Genomic DNA, 6,391 nt, shown 5'->3' on the forward strand with positions numbered 1-6,391 from the left:
GTGTGCCCGAGCGCGACGTTGCCCTCGCGCCAGACGCCGCGGTCGTCGGGGCCGCGGTGGCCGAGCCTCGCCACGGCAGCGGCGATGCGCTCCTCCGGCACCGGGGCGTCGAGACTGACACCGGCGATCCCGCACATCAGCCGTCCTCCCCGGGAGCAAGGAGGTCCATCGCGGCCAGATAACCGCGGGCACTGCGCCGGATTCCGTAGGCGGCGACCGCCTCGCGCAGCGCCGCCGGGTCCGGCGGCGTATCCAGCACCCCCGCCAGCGCGTCCGCCAGGGCCGCGTCGTCGCCCATGGGCACGAGGGGCGCCACGCGGCCCCCGTCGAGGACCTCCCGCGGGCCGCTGGGGCAGTCGGTGCTCACCACCGGCGTACCGCTCGCCAGGGCCTCGATGAGTACCACCGGTGCCCCCTCCCAGCGCGAGGTGAGGGCGAAGGCCGCGGCGTGGGCCATGTAGCGCACCGGCTCGTCAACGAAACCGGGCAGGTCCACGTCCGCCTCGACACCGAGCTCCCGGGCGAGCGCGAGCAGACGATCGTGTTGGCGGCCGCGGCCGAGGATCACCAGGCGCGCGTCACGCCCGCGGCGCAGCCGGGCAAAGGCGCGCAGCAGGGTCGCATGGTCCTTGCGCCCGGAGAGCTCCCCCGCCCCCAGGATCACCGGGGGGCCGCCGGGGGCGAACCAGGGGTGATCGGGCGGTGCGGGGACGTCGAAACGGGCCGGATCCACCACCGGGCTCGGCACCACCCGCACCCGCCCCTCCGGCCAGCCGGCCAGCGCCTCCAGGTCCGCGGCGGCCTGCCGGGAGGGCATCAGGACGTAGTCCGCCCGCGGGTAGAGGTGACGCAGGCTCCAGCGCTCGACCCAGCGCGTCCAGGAACCCCGGCTGGCGAGGTCCACGGACACGGTGGTGCCGATACGCAGCGCGAGCCGGGTGGGCACCCGGGCGATGGCACGGGCGAGCAGCGCCATGCGGTTGACCCGGTACTTGTCGGTCATCAGCACCGCGGGCCGCTCGCGGCGGAGGTAGCGCACCAGCCCGGGCAGGGCGGTGTCCACGTGGCGCGCGGGAAGCACGACACGGCCCACCCGCTCGTAGTCGCCGCCCTCCGGCAGGTACGGACCGTGGCCACGGATGGTGATCAGGTCGCAGTCGACCCCGAGCCCCACGAGACCGGGCAGAAGGTTGCGGGCGACGCGGTCGACGCCGCTGTGACCCGAGGTGGCCAGGAAGATCGCGAGGTCGGTCATCGGCGGTATAGGGGCAGGGCGTCAATGTACGCCTGCGCGCTGTTGTCGGCCTGGTAGGGTTCGGCAGCCCGCCGGGTCATCTCCGCCGGCGCCGGCTCGCGCAGCGCCGCGTCGATGGCCGCGGCCAGCGCCGGGGCGTCGTCCACCGGGACGAGGTGCCCGAGGCGTCCGCCCTCGAGGATTTCCCGGGGGCCGCTGATGCAGTCCGCGGCGACCAGCGGCACCCCCAGCGCGGCCGCCTCCACCAGCACGTTCGGCGAGCCCTCCCAGCGCGAGCAGGAGACGAACACCGCCGCCCGCGCCATGAAGGCATAGGGGTTCGGCTGCCAGCCCGGCAGGTCCACGTCCCCGGCCACGTCCAGGCGACGCGCGAGCGCCAGCAGGCGCTCGCGCTGACGGCCGTCGCCGAGTATCACCAGCCGGGCGGCGCGCTCACCACGCACCCTGGCGAAGGCGCGCACCAGCGAGGCGAAGTTCTTCTGCCGGCGCAGCCCGCCGATGGCGAGGATCACCGGCGGCCCGTCGCCCTGGAACCACGGATGGACCACGGCCTCACGGGCCTCGTCGTGGACCGCGGCAGTGATGGTGGGGTTGGGGAGCACGCGGATACGCGAGCGCGGCACGCCGAGTCCGTCCACGAGATCGTCGGCGATCCCGCCGGACACGGCGATGACCCCGTCGGCCCGGCGGTACAGCCGCGCCATCTGCCGCCGCCGGCGCCAGCGGCGCAACGGATTCGCGCGGCCCTGGCGCAGCCGGTGCACCAGCGGATTGCCCACCCGGAAGAACACCCGGGTGCCGCTCCCGGCGGCATCCCGCGCGTCCGCGGCGATGCGGTCGTCACGGAGCTTGGCACTGATGAGCACGGCCGGGCGCTCGTGCTCCAGGAAACGGCGCACCGCGTCCACGGACGAGCCGGCCTCCAGCTCGCTCAGCGCAACAGTGTCATCGCAGCGGTCGAGGAAACGCTGATCCCGGTCCGCCACCAGCAGGTGCACCGCAACGCCCCGTGCCGCAAGCGCGTTGGCGGTGTGCACCAGCATGCGCTCGACACCGCCGTCGCCCTGGTCGGTGATCAGGATCGCGAGTCGTCCGGCGCACGCGCCCTCCCCCGGCTGCCGCGCCGGTGCGTCCGCGCGCACTTCTTCAACCCCGGGATCCATCGGCTTGGACAGTCCTGAGGCACCGGGGATAAACTTCGATCCGCGCGACGCGTTGTCGAGCATACCTGATCCCTTGGACCTCACCATGTTCAGGGTGATCGACCGTCGACCGGGGAAACGATCGCGGCGGTTCGGCGGCCGGCAATGCAACCACCGGAATGCGTACTCATGATGCGCCGCCATTATTGCGTCACCGGCCCGTTCGAGCAATTCGAGGAATGGCCGGGGCGATGGCCCGGAACGCACCATACGGACCCTGTGTCCGCAAGGCCAGAGGAAGACGGCCCGTGCACGCGGACCGCCAAGCACATAATCAGGGCCACCGATGCCAACGACACCGTGGATAACCGGCGCCGCACCCACCGTGGCGCGTGCCTGCACGCCTGTCTCGACCGGTCTCGGTTTGAGCGGGCTCGCGCTTTTCGCCTTCAGCGGCGGCTTCAGCGTAGCCGCCATGAATACCGGGCTGGCCCTGATGCTGCTCGGCTTTCTCCTACAGGCCCGCCAGGCCTTACCGACCCTGCTTCGAGACCCGCTGGCACTCCTCGTGACCGCATTCTGCGCCTACGTCGTGCTGCGCGGACTGCTCGCCGTCTACTCCAGCACCCCGGCGGACCCGGACCGCGGTCACCTCGGCCAGAGCTGGCACCTGCTCCGCGCCGACGGACTGCTCGCCGTGGCCGGGGGATGGTGGCTGTTCCGCCATCCCGCCTGGATTCGACGCTGCCTCAACCTCGCCGTGCTCTCCGGCTTGGTAGGGCTCGCCGTCGCGCTCACCCGCGCACCACGCCTGCCCTGGGAGGGGCTGGTCCGGCTTAAGACCTCCGCCAGCCCCAACGCCTTCGGGCTGTATGCCGCCCTCGTGCTCCTCGTGCTCTGCATGCGCCCGCCGGTGCGTTGCGGCACGCGCGCCCGGCGCATCATGTTGATGGCGGGCTGGGGCGCAGCACTGATCGTCGCTTTGCTGGCGCTGCTGTGGTCCGGCTCCCGCTCGGCCTGGCTCGGGGCGATGATCGGCATCCCTGTGACCCTGGCCGTCCAGTGGGGACCAACCCTCTGCCGGTGGCTCGCCACCCCCGCCGGGCGCCGTCCGGCCGCGGCGGCAGCGCTGCTCGCGGTATTGGCGCTGGGCGGTATCGTGGCCACCTCGGACACCGTGGCCTGGCGGCTGGACCCGGGCGAGGCGGTCCGCTCCGTGCGCGACATCGCCGCCGGCGACTGGCAGGCCGTCCCCAACCGCTCACTGCGCTACCGACTGATGCTCTGGCGTAGCGGTGCCACGATAATCCGCAACGCCCCCTGGCTCGGCTGGGGGCCGGCGGGCGCGCAACCGGCGATCAAGCGCTACGCGGCCTCCGAGGTCAAGCGCTTCCCCCACTTGCACAACATGGTGCTCAACCTCTGGGCACAGCTCGGCCTCGTGGGCGTGGGCCTTTTCGGGGTCTGCGGCATCGTGGCGCTTTTCCGCGGCCTCCGGCCACCGGCCGGTAGCGACGTCCCGGACAATCTGGTGCGCCTGGCCGGCGGCGGCCTGCTGACGTTCTTCCTCATCGGTCAGCTACAGATCCGCTACCTGGATCCAACCGGGATCGTGCCGAACTCGTTGTTCCTCGCCATACTCATCGCCACGGGGCTGCGCGCCCGTGCCACCGGCCACCGTGACACACCCGGGCACACGCCATGACGGACATCGTTCACATCGGCTACCACAAGACGGCGACGAACTGGTTCCAGCGCCTGTTCTACCCCGGGGCGCAGGGGCTGCGCTATGTCCATCGCAAGCACGTCCGGGCGGCCTTCATCCATCACGACGCCTTTCATTTCGACCCGGCAACCGCGCGCGCCACCCTCGGCAAACGCGATGACGAGGACATCATCCTCTGCGAGGAAGAGCTCAGCGGCAACCTCCACAACGGCGGGCTTTTCGGCTGCCTGTCCAAGGAGGTCGCACAGCGGATCCATCGGACCCTGCCGGGGGCGCGCATCGTCATCTTCATCCGCAACCAGCCGGCCATGATCGCCTCGGTGTACAAACAGTACGTCAAGGAGGGCGGTACCCACGGTGTGAACCGCTATCTCCACCACGCCCACTATCTCCACGAGTCCGGCTTCCAACCGGCGAAGGCGCCGCTGTTCCGATTCGAGCACTTCGAGTACCTGCCGCTGATCCGCCACTACCAGGCGTTGTTCGGCCGTGAGCGGGTCCACGTCTTCCCCTACGAGGCCTTCGCCCGCGATGGGGAGGCGTTCGTTACACGCTTCGCGGACGCCCTCGGCCTCGACGTCCCGCCCCAACCGCTGCATGCGGACAGGGTAAACATCGGCTACCGCCGGGGCACCCTCGCCCTGGCGCGGCTGATCAATCACTTCACCTACCGGGACGTGGTAGACAAGCGGGTCTGGCTGAACGTGCCGTTCACCTATCGCAAGGGGAGAATCCTGCTCAAGCACCTCAACCGGTTGCCTGTCCTCGGCCGTCAGCAGCGCCCCGGGGATCTTCTCGGCCGGGACAACATGGAGTTCATCCAGGCCTACTACGCGCACGTGAACGCCCAGCTGGAGGCCGAGCTCGGGATCAGGCTCGCCGAATTCGGCTACCCACTACCCACGCCGAGCACGCGCTCGTAGACACGCCGGTTCAGCACCGTCATCGCCGTCACCGAGAAGCGCGCGTCAACGTGCTGCCGACCCGCCGCACCCATGGTCTCGCGCAGGGCGAGATCGCCCAGCAACCGGCCCACCCGCTCTGCGAGGGCGGTGCTGTCCCCCGGTGGCACGAGGTAGCCGGTAATCCCGTCTGCAACGGCCTCGGGAATGCCGCCTGCCTCCGCCCCCACCACCGGCACGCCGCAGGCCGCCGCCTGGAGCAGGGTCACGCCGAGGCCCTCCATATAGGCCGGGTGCGCGAGGACGTCGAGGCACGGAAAGATGTGCGCCATGTCGGTGCGGAAGCCGGCGAACACGAACCGGTCTCCCAGGCCCTGCTCGTGGACCAGCGAGCGGATCGCCGCCTCCTCCGGACCGCGGCCGAATAGCAGGAAGCGGGTGCGCGGGTGCGCCGCCAGCACGGCGGGGGCCGCCGCGACGAGCACGCGGTGCCCCTTGCGCGGGATGAACTGCGCAGCCATGCCCACGGCCACCTCGTCGTCGGCGAGGCCGAACTCCCGCCGGAACCACGCGCGGTCGCCGCCGGGGCGATACGTCTGCGTATCCACCGCGCTGCGCACGCAGGTAACCCGCTCCGGGGCCAGGCCCTCGGCGAGCAGGACCTCGCGTATGCCCTCGGAGATGGTGATCACGTGGGCGTAGAGGCGGTATTTCAGCGCCACCCACCAGCGCCGTTCCGGGTTGTCCACCCGGCGGCTGAGCACCGCCGGCACGCCGGCGAGGCGGGCGGCGATGCCGCCGATGACGTCGGCACCGCGGCGACTGTGGAGGTGGACGAGGTCCGCATCCTCCTCGCGCAGCACGCGGTAGAGCCGGGCACCGAAGGCGACGTCCAGATCGCCGCGCACGGGCATCGCGACCACGCGGTCGGCGACGCCCTGCGCCGCCTCGGCGATCTCGCTGCCGGCGGGGCAGACCAGCACGTGCCGGCCCGGCGAGGCCGCGAGCCCGCGCAGCAGCATCAGCACCTGCAGCGCGCCCCCGTAGAGGTGCATGCCGGTCTCGACGTGGACCACCGTCATGTCGCGGCCATCAGCTCGCGGGCGACATCGAACACGTCGCCGGGACGGTGCAGGCGCATGCAGCTGAACTCGCCGCCGCACAGCGGACGCCGGCGGCAGGGCGAGCACCACAGCGGCTCGTAGAGCACCCGGGTGCGCGGACTCTCCGTCTCCAGATAGGGACGGGTGGAGCCGAACAGCGCCACGGTGGGCACGGTCAGGGCGGTACCCATGTGGGTGAGGCCGGTATCCACGCCCACCAGGGCCTCGGCACCGGCGATGGCCGCGGCGCTGGCGCGCAGCGA

At 71.6% G+C, this 6,391-nt stretch carries 6 protein-coding genes; 2 read left to right on the forward strand and 4 right to left on the reverse strand.

The features are described 5' to 3' along the window. Positions 1-136: 136 nt before the first annotated feature. Together G7A99_RS15255 and G7A99_RS15260 are read right to left on the reverse strand one after the other, a co-directional pair. Positions 137-1,255, reverse strand: a complete 1,119-nt coding sequence (locus G7A99_RS15255) for a glycosyltransferase (protein WP_163141645.1) — start codon at positions 1,253-1,255, stop codon at positions 137-139. After that, complete coding sequence (locus G7A99_RS15260) at positions 1,252-2,418, reverse strand: glycosyltransferase (protein WP_163141648.1); 1,167 nt, start codon at positions 2,416-2,418, stop codon at positions 1,252-1,254. Before G7A99_RS15260 ends, G7A99_RS15255 begins: the two co-directional genes overlap by 4 nt. 403 nt (positions 2,419-2,821) lie before the next feature. Between G7A99_RS15260 and G7A99_RS15265 the strand changes: the two genes are divergently transcribed. Continuing rightward, positions 2,822-4,102 (forward strand): O-antigen ligase, encoded by a 1,281-nt coding sequence (locus G7A99_RS15265; protein ID WP_205599870.1) that lies wholly within the window; start codon positions 2,822-2,824, stop codon positions 4,100-4,102. Beyond that, positions 4,099-5,046, forward strand: coding sequence for a hypothetical protein (locus tag G7A99_RS15270; RefSeq protein WP_163141654.1), 948 nt, complete (start codon positions 4,099-4,101; stop codon positions 5,044-5,046). The genes G7A99_RS15265 and G7A99_RS15270 overlap by 4 nt, the downstream gene beginning before the upstream one ends. Here G7A99_RS15270 and G7A99_RS15275 read toward each other — a convergent pair. Next, the gene (locus tag G7A99_RS15275; RefSeq protein ID WP_163141657.1) at positions 5,013-6,107 is read right to left on the reverse strand and encodes a glycosyltransferase; all 1,095 of its coding nucleotides are present in this window, start codon (positions 6,105-6,107) and stop codon (positions 5,013-5,015) included. The two genes, G7A99_RS15270 and G7A99_RS15275, sit on opposite strands and share 34 nt — an antisense overlap. Then, positions 6,104-6,391: glycosyltransferase family 9 protein (locus G7A99_RS15280; protein WP_163141661.1), on the reverse strand; the 288-nt coding region annotated here is incomplete at its 5' end. The genes G7A99_RS15275 and G7A99_RS15280, both read right to left, overlap by 4 nt.

The sequence above is a fragment of the Arhodomonas sp. KWT genome (assembly GCF_010993615.1).

Bases quoted from the DNA above. Each gene is read 5' to 3' on its own strand.
- G7A99_RS15275 (WP_163141657.1), bottom strand. From the start codon at position 6,107: ATGACGGTGGTCCACGTCGAGACCGGCATGCACCTCTACGGGGGCGCG.
- G7A99_RS15255 (WP_163141645.1), bottom strand. From the start codon at position 1,255: ATGACCGACCTCGCGATCTTCCTGGCCACCTCGGGTCACAGCGGCGTC.
- G7A99_RS15260 (WP_163141648.1), bottom strand. From the start codon at position 2,418: ATGGATCCCGGGGTTGAAGAAGTGCGCGCGGACGCACCGGCGCGGCAG.
- G7A99_RS15270 (WP_163141654.1), top strand. From the start codon at position 4,099: ATGACGGACATCGTTCACATCGGCTACCACAAGACGGCGACGAACTGG.